The sequence below is a fragment of the Pseudarthrobacter lactosi genome (assembly GCF_055412785.1).
On the sequence record NZ_JBVAYS010000002.1, the window covers coordinates 378,467 to 391,984 of the forward strand.

Genomic DNA, 13,518 nt, shown 5'->3' on the forward strand with positions numbered 1-13,518 from the left:
CCGGGGCGCCGCCTCTTTCATCTTCTCGATCACGCGGGATGAAGCACGGGTGGGTTAATAAGCTGGACGGGCCGTCCGACTGGCAGTCAGTCGTCGCCCTTGCCCTTGCCTTTGGTTCCCTTGCCTTCATCGGACGACGGAGATGCCGGTCCGGGGGCCACCTTGGCGGCCTCAGCCGCAGCAGCATCCGCATCTGCCTGCTTTTGTGCTGCGGCCGCGTCCTCAGCGGCCTTCGCTACTGCGGCGTCCTCTGCGGTCTTTGCCGCCGTCAGGTCTGCGCGGACAGCAGCAGCCGCCGTGGTGATGCTGCGCCGGCGTTCCTCCGTCACCTGTCCCGTTCCCACAGCGGACGCGAGATCGGCGTCGAGGCTGTCCAGGGCTGACAGCCCGCCGGACAGGTCGTTGACGGCGGCAGCCTGGCTGACGCGGAGGACCCGTTCCTGGAGCTGGTGGGCGGCATCACGTTGAAGGCCGGTCTCAGCCGGGCCGCACGCTGCCAACGAACCGGCCAGCAGAACCGCTGTGGCAGCCGTGAGGCCGTGGGCTGCCGCAGAACGCCAACGGTGATTCTGTGCACTGCTCATGGTTTCACGCTCTCCTGAAGTTCCTTGAGATGGTCGCCCAAAGTGCCGGTGACGGCGGGGTAGGGAACGACGTCGGGCATTGGCTGAGGTGCCAGGCTCAAGGTCAACGCCGTTCCGGCTGCTCCAGCGGCGAGAACGCCCAAAACGATGACCGTCCAGAACCGCCTTCGGGTGTGGCGGAGACGGGACAAGCCCGGGACCCAGCTCCGCGGCTCGGAACGGCGGGTGACGTCCCGTTGGGTCTTGGGGGTCCGGACCACCGGCAGGTCGGATTCAGCAGTGATGGCGAAGGACGGTGGCCTGAACGGCATGGCCGGGAGTACTCGGGTGGCCTCCGGTTCAAGCTCGCCCGGTGCTGAGACTGGTGACACCAGGGCCTGGCGCAGCACGGATTCAACCTCGGCCGCGGCAGGACGTTCCAGCGGTTCGATGGCAGTCATGGAACGGATCAGATCGGCCCACTCCGCTGGAACGTCAGCAGGGATCTCGGGTGCCCGGTGCAACCGGGCTACTGCGGATTCAACTGCGCTGCCCGGGAACTCAACGGTCTGCTTGACGCATTCCAGGAGAACCAGGCCCAGCGAGTAGATGTCGGTGGCGGCCGACAGGGGAGAACCCATAGCCTGCTCCGGACTGAGATAAGCGGCTGTTCCAACCATGGTTCCCGTGGCGGTCAGCCGGGCTGCGTCGGCGATCCTGGCGATGCCAAAATCCGTGAGTTTGGCGCGCAGAGGCTCGCCCGGACGGATCTGCACGAGCAGGATGTTCCCGGGCTTGATGTCGCGGTGGATGATGCCCAGGCTGTGCACGTAGGCCAGCGCGTCAGCTACGCCTGCCCCGATGACTGCAAGCTCGTCCAGGGGAACTGCACTGTGCCTGATCCGGCTGCGGAGGTCCTGGCCCTCCACGAGTTCCATGGTCAGGAACGGGCGGGGTTCGTCCAGGATACGGGTATCGATGCCTGCGTCGAACAGCGTGACCAGGCTGGGATGGTTAAGTGTTGCTAGCAGCTGGATTTCGGATTCCTGGCGTCTGAGCTCGTTGGCATCCGGTGCCTGTGGGGCGAAGAGCTTCAGTGCGACATCCCTGCCCAGGTTTTCGTCCCGGGCGCGGTAGACGGATGACATGCCACCGCGGCCGATGATGTCCGCCAGCCGATAGCGTCCGCCGAGCACTTCATTCTTGATGGAGCTAGGCGAATCCGCCACCATGACCAGTTCCTCCCGGTGCGCTGTGGCACTATTCTTCCCCAATGATACCGGCCGGTAGGGCTTCCTTCCGATCGTCTGCCGGCACGCCGGCGGCCCGGCTGGGAAGTCATCGAGACCTTCCCGGCCGGGCCTCCGGGCACAGGGACAAGTGCTGGTAGTCGAGCTTTCCGGTGGCCTACCCCCTTTCGAAGAAACTGAAGGTGCCGCTAACGACGGGACCGTGTGGAACTACTTCTGGGTCGCCTGGATTAGGCAGGCTGGCTGCCTATGCGCGCTTGCGCCGCATCAGCATCAGCAGCCCGGCAAGCAGCAGGATCAGGGCGAGCGGGATCAGTGAAGCATCCATACCCGTCTTGGCCAGCATGCTGGTGCCCCCCTGGACTGAGGTGTTGCCCGTGCTGTTGCCCATGGTGTTTGCGGCAGCAGATACCGAACCGGTGGTGGTGCCGGCGGGAAGAACAGTGATACCGGTCGTGCCAGCTCCCGTGGTGCCGGTGGTTCCGGTTCCCGGGTTCGTGGTGTCCGTGTTCCCTGTTGTGCCAGTACCCGGATCCGTGGTGTCAGTGTCACCTGTTGTGCCGGTTCCCGGGTCCGTGGTGTCAGTGCCGGGCGTTTCCGTACCGGGGGTTTCAGTACCCGGGGTTCCACAGCCGTTGGTGCCGCCGCCGATGATGACGCATGCATCGAGAGCAACATTCACGTCATCAAGTGCGCCGGACGTGTCCAGGCCCAGATCTACATCAACAGCAGCGTCGAGGCCGCCGTCGGTGCCGCCGAGGACGCCATCACCCAGGCCGAGGCCCAGGTCAACGTCGGCTACGACGTCGGCGGTAGTGCCGCTGCCGTTGCTGTTGCCGAGGACGTTGTCGCCGAGGCCGAGGTTGATGTCCGCTGCTGCGGCGACGTCAGCGGTGGTTCCGCCACCGTCCGTTCCGCCGAGGACGTTGTCCCCAAGGCTGACGTCGACCACTGCAGCTACGTCGGTGTTGGTATTGCTCGTCCCGCTGCCGTTGGTGCTGCCGAGGACGTCGTCTCCAAGGTTAACGTCGACCAATGCAGCTAGGTCAGCGGTGGTTCCGCCACCGTCCGTGCCGCCGAGGACGTTGTCCCCAAGGTTGACGTCGGCTGCTGCAGCTACGTCGGCGGTGGTGGTGCCGGTCCCGCTGCCGAGGTTAACGTCGACGGCGGCGGCGACGTCGGCGGTGGTTCCGCTAGCGTCCGTGCCGCCGAGGTTGATGTCGGCTACCGCGGCGACGTCAGCGGCGGTTCCGCTGCCGTTGCTGCTGCCGAGGAGGTTGTTCCCAAGGTTGACGTCGGCTGCTGCAGCTACGTCGGCGGTGGTGTTGCCGTTGCCGGTTCCGCTGCTATGGGTGCCGCCGAGGAGGCCGTCACCGAGGCCAAGATTGACGTCGACTACAGCAGCGACATCCGCAGTATCCGACTGCGTTGGGCCACCCAGCAGACCCAACGACGTCGTGTCAACGGATGCCGCGGCTGAGACCAGGGCGGATGCGGAAAGATCCGGTCCGTTCGTTGTGTCCGCGGCGCTGGCTGCGGTGGCACCGAAGGCGAGTAGGCCGCCGGCAAAGAGGGTGCTGAGCAGCCCCCTGCGAAGGTTGCAATTCATGATGTTCTCTCCTGAGAAGTTGTTTTGGGGCGCTGGTCAGCGCCTTGAGGCCGTGTTCTGCCCATGAAGAAGGGCAGGAGGGCTCAACTAGTCAGGAGAGGAACCGGGGTCGAATGACACCGGTGACGGGGCATGATCCGGTGATCCGCTGATGGGAAAGACCCCCAGAAGCGGCACGTTGAAACCGAACTCGTCCAGCCAGGCAGAAGAGCCTGAGGCGCCGGAGGGCGAGGCGCCGCTCCCTGCCCCCGAAGCCGGTCCTGCCGGGGCCGGGGCCGGAGCCGCAGGCGTCGAAGGATCCGTGGTCCAGGGGATTTCTGCCGGGACTGCGTGCATTTCTGTGCCGGCCGGAACCGGCAGCGATGACGTGCCCGTGACGGCGAGCAGGTTCTCGGCAGAGCCGGGGGAGTTCGTTACGGCATCAGTTGCGACGAAGGTAATCTCTTCAAGAGGCTGCAGCCCGGGCACCGTGACCGGAGCGGACGGAACGGTCGCATCGACCAGGTCGACAACCGGCTTCAGCACAGGTTCAAGGACCGGTACGGCATCGGTGAGGGGCGGTGCGACTGTCTCAATAAGGTCATCCGCAGCGGTGTCCACCACTGCGGCAATCGGGACGGCCACGGCCGTGACGGTGCCCGCCGGAACCACACTCTTCACCACAGGGACGGCGGAGATCAGCTGATCCGCTGTGCCCGCCACATTGCCCACTGCGGGCTGCAGGAGTCCGGCGGGTGAAGGGGCCGGCGAAGCGGCGTCAAGAATGGGAGAGACGGCACCGGTCAGCTGCGCGGTCAGGGACGAAACCGACGAAGTGACGCCGCCCAGAAGGGACCCGGAATCCCTCGAAGAGTCTGCCGTTGCGGCGGACGCGGAAAGTGTGAGCCAGGTGGCGGTTACCGCACCTGCGAGGAGCAGCGGCCGGAGAGCACGCCAAGGCGATCGAACTTTAGCCATGCGTACCACCCCCAGTACCGTTGAGACCTACGATTTCATCAGCGTAAGACTCCTGTGTGGAGCAAGTCTAGGGAAATTGAAAATAAATCCAGCAAACTTACTAATTTGTCACTCACCCATCGATAGCCGAATGGCAAGTGTCAAACGTGTTTACAAAAAAGTCACAGTCCCGAAACGGTAAGAACCCGGTAATTCAGTGGGCATCATTCGGGTAGCTGACGCCCAGCTGTCCGCGTACTCCGTCAAAGAGCCGCATCGTGTTGATGGAATCCTCCAGCGGCATGACCGGGCTCTCGGTCAGACCCTGCTGGATACAACGGGTCACCTCGCGCAGTTCGTAGGTATAGCCGATGCCGACGACGTCGAACGCCTCCGTGCGCAACTCTTCCCTGCCGATACCGATCACCAGCTCCCGCGGATTGTTGATGGAACCAACACTCTGGAGATAGCCCAGGCTGCCCGCCACGGTGGCCGTCCGGGGACCGTAGGCCAGGAGCGAGGACGTCAGCTGGGCCTGGGCGCCATGGTGGTAGCCGAGGGTCAGTGCGTTCTGGGCGTCAACGCCGTCGTCATTAATGAAGCCCGTGGCACTGACCGTCTGCGGGAACCCCAGCGTTCCTACTGCCCACAGCAGCGGGTAAACCGAGATGTCCAGGAGGGCGCCGCCACCATCCTGCCTGGCCCACAGCCTGGACGTCGGGGAATACGGCGCGGGAAAGCCCAGGTCAGCGGTCACCCAGTGCACGTCCCCGAGCTCCCCGGACGCGGCAATCTCGAACGCCCGCTGCATGCCCGGGAGGAAGCGGGACCATACGGCCTCCATGAGGAAGAGCTTCCGTTCACGGGCAAGATCGACGAGCTCGGTCGCTTCCCTGGCATTGATGGTGAACGCCTTTTCGCACAGGACGTGCTTGCCCGCGTTGAGCGCAGCGAGCACAATCTCGTGGTGCTGGGCGTGCGGTGTGGCGATGTACACCACGTCCACCGACTCATCGGCGAGCAGCCGCTGGTAGCCGGGCACGCCGTCGTCGTCCCCGTATGCCTTGGCGAAACTGTAGTCCGTAGCGAAACTCTCCGCGGTGCCCTGTGAGCGGGAACTGACGGCGTAAAGCTCGGCGTCAGAAAGCAGGGCCAGGTCCTGCGAGACCGACCGCGCGATCCCGCCGGTGGCTATGACGCCCCACCGCAGAGGTTTTCCGGTGGCGGACCGGGGATCCTGGTCGGACTGACTGGACAGCCACGGTGTGGCAATGGGCGCACTCATGGTGACCATCCTCTCATCCAGTACTACTTCGGACGTCAGACAAGGGCGCGCGCCGGTTCTTCCGTCAGCCTGCCCTGCTGGAGCCTGAAGCGGCGGTCCGTCTTGTTGGCCAGCGCCTTGTCGTGGGTGACCACGAGGATGGTGGTGTTGTGATCACGGCTGAGCGAGCTGAGCAGTTCGATGATGTGATCGCCGGTCTGTTCGTCCAGGTTGCCGGTGGGCTCGTCCGCGAGGATCAGTTTGGGTTCGTTGGCCAGCGCCCGGGCGATCGCCACACGCTGCTGCTCGCCGCCGGACAGCCGGTTGATGCGCCGCACCTGTTTCTCCGGGTCCAGCTGCACCTGCTCCAGAAGGTCCATTGCGCGCTGTCGACGCTCTGCCCTGCGCACGCCCGCGAACTCCATGGGCAGCATGACGTTGTCCATCGCCGAAAGGTTGGGGATCAGGTTGAACTGCTGGAAAACGAACCCGATGTCCCGGCGCCGGTACTCGGTCAGCTTGCCGTCCGGCATCCCGGCCAGGCTCACGCCGTTGACGACGACGTCTCCGCTGGTGGGTTTGTCCAGCGCACCCAGGAGGGACAATAGCGTGCTCTTGCCGCTGCCGCTTTTGCCGACGATGGAGGCCGTAGTGCCCTGTTCGAGAACAAAACTGACGTCGTTGACCGGCTTGATGGTGCGGTCACCGGAGTTGAAAGTGCGGACCAGGTTCTTGACTTCAATCATGGCTATTCTCCTCGCAGGACTTCGATGGGACGGATGCGTGCCGTGAGCAGTGCAGGGACCAGCGCGCCGATGATGGCCACGCCGAACACCGCTGCGATCCCGGCGGCGATGACGCCGGGGGAGGCGCTGGCGGTGACCGATGTCAGCAGCTGGGAAGCACCGCCGAAGGGGCTCCCGGCGGGAAGGCCAGCTCCGCCGGGGAAGCCAGCCCCGCCGGTACGTGCGGCGCGCCCGGCGGTGGCTGCCGCCGTCGTGCTCGTGTTGGTGCTGATCAGTGCGGAAGCGATGCCTCCGCTGGCAAAGGACGCGACGGCGGCGCCCACCGCGCTGCCCATGGCCACCAGCACCAGCGCCTCCAGCACGAACTGCAGGCCGATGGTGCGGTTGGGCGCTCCGATCGCCTTGAGGACACCGATTTCCCGGCGGCGCTCGCGGACCAGCATGACCATGATCAGCAGGATGATCAGTCCGGCGGTGCCCAGGGCTGCGACGAAGGCGATGAACGAGATGTTCTTGACGCTGCCGAGCGAGCTGACGGCGGACTCCAGGTTCTGGCCCTGGGTGACGTCGGCCTTGTCCGTGCCGAGGGCGGACTCGAGCGCGGTCTTGGCGGTTTGGAGGTTTTCCATGCTGTCCACCGTGACGATCATCGAGGACAGCTCGCCGGGCAGCTCCGCGACGGTCTGCGCCGTGGGCAGGGTCAGGTACAGGGCGTTATTGCCGAACGTGGTGCCTGAATCGAAGACGCCTGCCACAGTGAACGTCTGGTCGTTGATGGTGAACGTGGAGCCGATGGCCAGGTTGTTCTTCTCGGCCAGAGTGGTTCCCAGAAGGGCGTTGGCGGACTCAGCCGTGTAGTCTCCCAGGCCCGAGCCTTCGGTGATGGTCAGCGCCTTGCCGGTGGTGTCCACTTCGGCGCCGATCCCGGTTGCGGTGATGGGAAGCGAGCGTACCGGCTGCGCGGTGGTGGTTCCCGTGGTGCCGTTCGCGGCCTGGTTCCGGCCGCCGAGGGTGCCGGCGTCGATGGCTGCGGTGAGGCTGGTGGTCAGCGTGGTGGCGTACTGTCCGCCGGGACCGCCTTGGCCGCCGCCGGGGCCAGCCTGGGTGCCGGCCGCCGTCTGGGCAGCGGCTTCGGCAGCGTTCCGCAGCCTGAGTGCACTGGTTCCGACGACGGAGCTGACGTTGGGGACGGCCGCTGCGGTGGCGGTCTGCTCGGCAGTCAGCGGTTCGCCGCCGCCTTCGAAGCCCTGGCCGCCGGCCGGGTTGACGGTCAGGACGGTTCCGACAGATGCGTTCAGCTCCTGGACTTTGGCTCCGACGGCCTGGTTGGCCACCAGCATGGCCAGGGCAAGTCCGATCGCGACGGCCAGGACTGCCACCACCGCAGCTGTCCGGACCTTGTTTCTGAAGGCATTGCCAACACTCCGGGCAAGGACGCTCACTGTACTCCTAGGATCTGGGGCCGGCGGAAGGCCGGCATCTGCTCCTACCCTCGCGTCCGGGCCTGTGCAGGAGGGCGGGCGAAGCTGTGTTTGGGCTGTGAAACGCCGCGGGAAGTGAAAGAGCGTCGGTGAAAAGCGTGAATTAAGTGAGAGAGCGTTGGAACGCGGAATGCCCCGGCTCCCTGTGGGGAGCCGGGGCATTCTTTGTAAACCGGTGGACCGCGTTGCTTGGACCGCGTGCTTAGTCCGCGTTATTTGGTCAGCGGGCCCAGTACCGGATCGTCCGCGTAGGCCGTCTTCACGTTGGCGGCGGTCACGATGACCGGCGGCAGCAGGAAGGCGGGTACGGTCTTCACCGTGTTGTTGTAGGACTTGTCGTCGTTGACCTCAGGCGTCTTGCCTGCCTGAAGATCCTTGACCATCACGATCGCGTGCTCAACGAGCTTGCGGGTGTCCTTGTTGATGGTGGAGTACTGCTCGCCGGCAAGGATGGACTTCACGGACTCAACTTCGGAGTCCTGGCCGGTGATGATCGGGAGCGGCTTGCCGGCAGCCTTGACTGACGTCAGGACAGCGCGGGCCAGGGTGTCGTTCGGGGACAGGACGCCGTCCAGGGAAGCCGTGCCGTAGCTGCCGGTGAGCAATGTGTCTGCACGGCGCTGGGCGTTCTCAGCCTTCCAGCCCTGGGTAACAGCCTGTTCGAAGGAAACCTGGCCGGAAAGAACCTTGAGTGTCCCGTCGTCGATTTTCGGCTTCAGGACGCTCATGGCGCCGTCGAAGAAGACCTTGGCGTTGGCGTCGTCGGGGGACCCGGCGAACAGCTCGATGTTGTACGGTCCGGATGCCTTCTTGGCCTTCATCCCGTCGAGCAGGGCCTGGCCCTGGAGGACACCGACCTTGAAGTTGTCGTAGGCCACGTAATAGTCCACGTTCGCGGTGTTCAGCAGGAGGCGGTCATAGGCGATGATCGTCGCGCCGGAGTCCTTGGCCTGCTTCAGCTGCGTTCCCAGCTGCGCGCCGTCGATGGCACCAACGATGATGACCTTGGCGCCCTTGGTGATCATGGCGCTAATCTGGTTCTGCTGCTCTGAGACGCCGCCGTTGGCGAACTGTACATCCGCCTTGAAGCCGGCGCCGGAGAGCCCGTCGTTGAACAGTTTCTCCGCCAGGACCCAGTTTTCACTGGTCTTCTGGGGAAGTGCGACGCCGATGGACGAGCTTTGTTCGAAGCCGCCGGCGCCCTCGCTGGACCCGCCGGTGGTGCCGGTGTCGGAGCGGCCGCAGGCTGTCAGCGCCAGTGCCGCAATAGCAGCAACAGCTGCAGCCTTTCCTGCTTTACCAATCATTCGCATTGTTGTTTCTCTTTCTTTGATGTGGTGTGAGTTGCAAAGGTGTTGACGGTCAGGCTTCCCTGGAGATGGCTTCCTTGGTGGAAGTGGTCTCGTCGGGCTGGAGGGGGTTCGACGGGCCGGTGCCGGAGTTGCGGCTGAAGTTCTTGGTCATCATGCCGATGATGGACTTCTTACCCTGGGTCTTGTTGTAGACGTCGAACGCGACGGCGATGAGCAGGACCAGGCCCTTGATGATCTGGGTGAGGTCCGCACCAACGCCCAGGAGCTGCAGGCCGTTGTTCAGAACTGCCATGACCAGGCCTCCGATGATGGACCCGATCACGGTGCCCACACCGCCAGTCACGGCGGCGCCGCCGATGAATACAGCCGCGATGGCGTCCAGTTCCCAGCCCACTCCGTCGAACGGGCCTGAAGCCGTGGAGCGTCCCACGAAGATCATGCCGGCGAGGCCGGCAAGGATCGACATGTTCATCATGACCAAGAAGTTGACCTTCTTGGACTGGACGCCGGAGAGTTCGGCCGCGTGGCGGTTGCCACCCACGGCGTAAATGTGTCGGCCCACCACCGTCTTGGCGGAAACAAACCCGTAGATGATGACCAGGACGGCGAGGATCAGGCCGGGGATGGGGAAGGAGGTGCCCGGACGGCCGGTGGCGAAGAGGTACGTTGCGTACAGGATCGCGGCGCAGACCAGGACGAGCTTGAGGACAACCACCCAGGTCTCCGGCACTTCGGCACCCAGGGCCTTCGCGGTGCGTCGGCTGCGGATTTCACTGACGATCACGAAGGCGACGGCGGCGAGGCCGATCAGAAGCGTCAGGTTGTTGTAGCCGGTTCTCGGTCCCACCTCCGGGAGGTAGCCGGAGCCGAGGAACTGGAAGTCATTGGGCACCGGGATGGTGTTGGACTTGCCCACAAACTGGTTAAAGCCGCGGAACAGCAGCATGCCTGCCAGTGTGACGATGAACGCGGGGATGCCCACATACGCCGTCCATAGCCCTTGCCAGGCTCCGATCAGCGCCCCGAGCAGCAGGCCGATAAGCACGCCCGCGTACCAGGGGATGCCCCAGTCCCGGATGGCAAGGGCGACCGTGACACCGACAAACGCGGCGACCGAACCGACGGAGAGGTCGATGTGGCCGGCGATAATGACCAACACCATGCCGATGGCCAGGATCAGGATGTAAGAGTTTCCGTTGAAGAGGTTGATGACGTTGCCCGGGGTGAGCGTGCGGCCCTCTGTGGTGATCTGGAAGAAGATGATCAGCGCGACCAGGGCGAAGATCATCCCGAATTGGCGGGTGTTGCCGCCAAAAAGCTTCTTAAGCGCGTTCATTGTTTCAGTCCTTGTATCTGGAAGGATCTGGAGAATTCCAGAGGGTCAGGCGGCTTTGCGGGCGGAGGTCATAAGTTTCATCAGGCTTTCCTGGCTCGCTTCCTCTTTGTTCAGGACACCGGTGATGGCGCCTTCGAAGATGGTGTAGATCCGGTCCGAGAGGCCCAGCAGTTCGGGCAGTTCCGAAGAGATCACGATGACGCCCTTGCCCTGGTTGGCGAGCTCCTGGATGATGCCGTAGATCTCGTACTTGGCCCCGACGTCGATGCCGCGGGTGGGCTCGTCCAGGATCAGCAGGTCCGGGTCCGTGAACATCCACTTCGCCAGGACCACCTTTTGCTGGTTTCCGCCGGAGAGCTTGGCCACGCCTTCCTCGACGGACGGTGTTTTGGTGCGCAGCGACTTCCGGTACTGCTCGGCCACAGTGAATTCCGCGTTGGTGTCCACCACGCTGTTGTGGCTGATCTTTTTCAGGTTGGCCGAGACAGTGGTGGTCTTGATGTCATCGAGGAGGTTCAGTCCCAGCGACTTCCGGTCCTCGGTGACGTACCCTAGGCCGGCATCGATGGCCTGGCGGACTGACTTGAGCGTGACTTCGTTGCCGTCCTTGTAGATGCGCCCGTTGATGAACCGGCCGTAGGACCGGCCAAACACCGACCGCGCCAGCTCGGTGCGTCCAGCGCCCATCAGTCCGGCGAACCCGACGATCTCGCCGCGGCGGACATGGAAATTCGAACCCTTGCAGACCAAACGGTCCTGGATGGCGGGGTGTCCCACAGTCCAGTCCTTCACCTCGAAGAACACGTCGCCGATCTTGGGGGTGTGGTCGGGGAAACGGGACTCCAGCGCCCGGCCCACCATGCCCTTGATGATGCGGTCCTCGTCGACGCCGTCCGCCTTAACATCGAGAGTTTCGATCGCCTTGCCGTCCCGGATGATGGTGATGGAATCGGCGATCTGTTCGATCTCGTTGAGCTTGTGGGAAATGATGATCGACGTGATGCCTTTGCCCTTGAGGCCCAGCATCAGGTCCAGGAGGTGCTGGGAATCGGATTCGTTCAGCGCTGCGGTTGGCTCGTCCAGAATGAGGATCTTGACCGACTTGTTCAGCGCCTTGGCGATCTCCACCAGCTGTTGCTTGCCGACGCCGATCTCCTTGATGGGGGTGTCCGGGTTTTCCCTGAGTCCCACCCGGGCCAGCAGTTCGGTGGACCGGAGGCGCGCCTCCGCCCAGTTGATGACTCCCCGCTTGGTTGGTTCGTTGCCCAGGAAGATGTTCTCCATGATGGAGAGCTCCGGGATTAGGGCCAGCTCCTGGTGGATGATCACGATGCCGGCCGCCTCGCTGGCCCGGATGTCCCTGAACTGCTGGATTTCATTCTGGTACACGATGTCGCCGTCATAGCTGCCATACGGGTAGACGCCGGAAAGCACCTTCATCAGGGTTGACTTGCCGGCGCCGTTTTCGCCGCAGATGGCGTGGATCTCGCCGGCCTTGACCCGAAGGCTTACCTCCGACAGTGCCTTAACGCCGGGAAACTCCTTGGTGATGGAGCGCATCTCCAGGATGACCGGGTCAGTGTGCGTGGTGTGGGACGTCATTTGCCCTTACGCCTCCAATGCATGACTTCGTTGTCCGCCCAGCAAGCGCAGGGTCGTCTGATGAAAAAGTAAACTTGATCACACCGGTTGTCGTCAAGTCTTTAACGCAATTTCCGGATAACAAAACGGCTACGCACGCCGGATTCCGGCGTGTTGGAACACCAGCGCGGCCGCCCCCAGAGCCTCGGCGCGGTCTCCGAGGGACGACATCGTCAGCGTGGTGGTCTCGCCGATCACCGGTACTGCATGCCTGATCAGCCCCCGCCTGATGGGATCGAGCAGCAGGTCGCCCAGCCCCGCAAGGGGACCGCCCACAACGATCACTTCAGGGTTGATCAGATTGGCCACGTTGCCCAGGGCGCGTCCGACCGCCAGGCCTGCATCGTCCACCACCCTGAGCGTTGCAGAATCGCGTGAGAGGGCCTTTCGCACGATGTCCGCAGGCGTCAGGGGTGGGTCTTCACCGCGACCCAGCAGCTCCATCATGGTGGTGGTGGAGGCAATGGTTTCCAGGCAGCCGCGGTTGCCGCACCGGCACACGAGTCCGTGCTCGTGGATGGTGGCGTGGCCGATTTCTCCGGTAATGCCCACCGTGCCGTAGTAGGGCGCGCCGTTGAGGATCAGGCCGGCGCCGATGCCCGACCCGATCTTGAGGAACATCAGGTTACTGACTCCGGTATGCGGTCCCCACGTGACCTCGGACCAGGCTCCAAGATTGGCGTCGTTGTCAACGAACACGGGGATATTGAGCTTTTCCTCCAGATGCTGGAGGATGTTGATGCCCACCCATTCCGGGAGGATGGCGCCCTGCGCCACGGTGCCGGTCCGGCGGTCGATGGGGCCGGGAATTCCGACGCCGGCACCTACCACGAGGGACCGGTCAACGCCGCTTTGCTGCAGCAGTTTGTCGAGTAGTCCGACGGCGGCCCGGATGCCTTCCTCGGCTTGGTGGCCGAGGGGCAGCAGGACGGACTCCTCCGCGATCACGTGGTAGCTCAGGGATGCCAGGACCACGCGCAAGTGCCGCCGGCCGAAGTCGATTCCCACCGCCACCGCGCCGTTGCTGTTGAGCCGCACATTGAGCGCCCGGCGGCCGGAACTGGTGATCGGTTCCGTCGAAGCCAGGCCCGCATCCTGCATGATTTTGACGATGTTGGACACCGTTGCAGTGGACAGACCGGTCTGGCGTGCAAGCTCGGCCTGGGTGGACGGCCCGCTCATGAGGGTCTCGATGATCCGTTGCTGATTCAGTTGCCGGAGGGCTGACTGGGATCCCGGATTCTTTGGCTTGCTCCTCGGCGAGCGCGGTGTGGCGGACATGAAAAGAAGATTGCCCTACTTTGACTCTTGTAGTCAAGAAGTTAACGCAATAGGCCTGCCGATTGAGACAAAATGATGGGACGATCCGTCCGCCTGGG

Annotated in this window: 11 protein-coding genes; all 11 read right to left on the reverse strand. The window is 64.0% G+C overall.

Annotated elements, in window-relative coordinates; translation table 11 throughout:
- Positions 1–86: 86 nt before the first annotated feature.
- The 11 genes from ACZY0Q_RS11695 to ACZY0Q_RS11745 all read right to left on the reverse strand — a co-directional run bounded on the left by ACZY0Q_RS11695 (position 87) and on the right by ACZY0Q_RS11745 (position 13,420).
- The gene (locus tag ACZY0Q_RS11695; RefSeq protein WP_463917002.1) at positions 87–584 is read right to left on the reverse strand and encodes a hypothetical protein; all 498 of its coding nucleotides are present in this window, start codon (positions 582–584) and stop codon (positions 87–89) included.
- Complete coding sequence (locus ACZY0Q_RS11700) at positions 581–1,795, reverse strand: serine/threonine-protein kinase (RefSeq protein WP_463917003.1); 1,215 nt, start codon at positions 1,793–1,795, stop codon at positions 581–583. Before ACZY0Q_RS11700 ends, ACZY0Q_RS11695 begins: the two co-directional genes overlap by 4 nt.
- Positions 1,796–2,060: 265 nt before the next feature.
- The gene (locus ACZY0Q_RS11705) at positions 2,061–3,422 is read right to left on the reverse strand and encodes an LPXTG cell wall anchor domain-containing protein (RefSeq protein WP_463917005.1); all 1,362 of its coding nucleotides are present in this window, start codon (positions 3,420–3,422) and stop codon (positions 2,061–2,063) included.
- 87 nt (positions 3,423–3,509) lie between these two features.
- Entirely contained in the window at positions 3,510–4,379 is an 870-nt protein-coding gene (locus ACZY0Q_RS11710; RefSeq protein WP_463917007.1) for a hypothetical protein, read from the reverse strand.
- 193 nt (positions 4,380–4,572) lie between these two features.
- On the reverse strand, positions 4,573–5,643 hold the full coding sequence (locus ACZY0Q_RS11715; RefSeq protein ID WP_463917008.1) for a Gfo/Idh/MocA family protein: 1,071 nt from the start codon (positions 5,641–5,643) through the stop codon (positions 4,573–4,575).
- Between the two features lie 35 nt (positions 5,644–5,678).
- Positions 5,679–6,368 (reverse strand): ABC transporter ATP-binding protein, encoded by a 690-nt coding sequence (locus ACZY0Q_RS11720; protein ID WP_463917009.1) that lies wholly within the window; start codon positions 6,366–6,368, stop codon positions 5,679–5,681.
- Between the two features lie 2 nt (positions 6,369–6,370).
- Positions 6,371–7,810: an ABC transporter permease gene (locus ACZY0Q_RS11725; protein WP_463917010.1), complete on the reverse strand. Its 1,440-nt coding sequence runs from the start codon at positions 7,808–7,810 to the stop codon at positions 6,371–6,373.
- Between the two features lie 251 nt (positions 7,811–8,061).
- Positions 8,062–9,162, reverse strand: coding sequence for a substrate-binding domain-containing protein (locus tag ACZY0Q_RS11730; protein WP_463917012.1), 1,101 nt, complete (start codon positions 9,160–9,162; stop codon positions 8,062–8,064).
- 49 nt (positions 9,163–9,211) lie between these two features.
- Positions 9,212–10,498 (reverse strand): multiple monosaccharide ABC transporter permease, encoded by a 1,287-nt coding sequence (gene mmsB, locus ACZY0Q_RS11735; protein ID WP_463917013.1) that lies wholly within the window; start codon positions 10,496–10,498, stop codon positions 9,212–9,214.
- Positions 10,499–10,543: 45 nt separating this feature from the next.
- Positions 10,544–12,100 (reverse strand): multiple monosaccharide ABC transporter ATP-binding protein, encoded by a 1,557-nt coding sequence (gene mmsA / locus ACZY0Q_RS11740; protein WP_463917016.1) that lies wholly within the window; start codon positions 12,098–12,100, stop codon positions 10,544–10,546.
- A gap of 129 nt (positions 12,101–12,229) precedes the next feature.
- On the reverse strand, positions 12,230–13,420 hold the full coding sequence (locus ACZY0Q_RS11745) for an ROK family transcriptional regulator (RefSeq protein ID WP_463917017.1): 1,191 nt from the start codon (positions 13,418–13,420) through the stop codon (positions 12,230–12,232).
- Between the last annotated feature and the right edge of the window lie 98 nt (positions 13,421–13,518).

Bases quoted from the DNA above. Each gene is read 5' to 3' on its own strand.
- ACZY0Q_RS11695 (WP_463917002.1), bottom strand. From the start codon at position 584: ATGAGCAGTGCACAGAATCACCGTTGGCGTTCTGCGGCAGCCCACGGC.
- ACZY0Q_RS11700 (WP_463917003.1), bottom strand. From the start codon at position 1,795: ATGGTGGCGGATTCGCCTAGCTCCATCAAGAATGAAGTGCTCGGCGGA.
- ACZY0Q_RS11705 (WP_463917005.1), bottom strand. From the start codon at position 3,422: ATGAATTGCAACCTTCGCAGGGGGCTGCTCAGCACCCTCTTTGCCGGC.
- ACZY0Q_RS11710 (WP_463917007.1), bottom strand. From the start codon at position 4,379: ATGGCTAAAGTTCGATCGCCTTGGCGTGCTCTCCGGCCGCTGCTCCTC.
- ACZY0Q_RS11715 (WP_463917008.1), bottom strand. From the start codon at position 5,643: ATGAGTGCGCCCATTGCCACACCGTGGCTGTCCAGTCAGTCCGACCAG.
- ACZY0Q_RS11720 (WP_463917009.1), bottom strand. From the start codon at position 6,368: ATGATTGAAGTCAAGAACCTGGTCCGCACTTTCAACTCCGGTGACCGC.
- ACZY0Q_RS11730 (WP_463917012.1), bottom strand. From the start codon at position 9,162: ATGCGAATGATTGGTAAAGCAGGAAAGGCTGCAGCTGTTGCTGCTATT.
- mmsB (WP_463917013.1), bottom strand. From the start codon at position 10,498: ATGAACGCGCTTAAGAAGCTTTTTGGCGGCAACACCCGCCAATTCGGG.
- mmsA (WP_463917016.1), bottom strand. From the start codon at position 12,100: ATGACGTCCCACACCACGCACACTGACCCGGTCATCCTGGAGATGCGC.
- ACZY0Q_RS11745 (WP_463917017.1), bottom strand. From the start codon at position 13,420: ATGTCCGCCACACCGCGCTCGCCGAGGAGCAAGCCAAAGAATCCGGGA.